At 54.6% G+C, this 238-nt stretch carries 1 pseudogene; it reads right to left on the bottom strand.

What is annotated here, in order from left to right:
* A pseudogene (locus HBA93_RS23345) lies at nucleotides 1–238 on the bottom strand (NAD-dependent DNA ligase LigA); the annotation flags it as partial.

Consider the following 238-nt stretch of genomic DNA (forward strand, 5'->3'; position numbering starts at 1 on the left):
CGGCGCACTGCCTCACCTTCTTCACGCACAGTATGGCTGCCGCAGACAGGGCACAGACGTGGAAATTCATAAGCCACGCTCTCCGCAGGACGCTTATCCGCAACAATATCCACAATCTGCGGGATCACATCACCGGCGCGCTGAATAATGACGGTATCGCCGACGCGGATATCGCGTCCTTCACGCAATAGATTGCCCTTCTGGTCAAACCCGCGAATATAATCTTCATTATGCAGCG

The sequence above is a fragment of the Ochrobactrum sp. SFR4 genome, from assembly GCF_019730395.1.
In the GTDB taxonomy this organism is placed as follows: domain Bacteria; phylum Pseudomonadota; class Alphaproteobacteria; order Rhizobiales; family Rhizobiaceae; genus Pseudochrobactrum.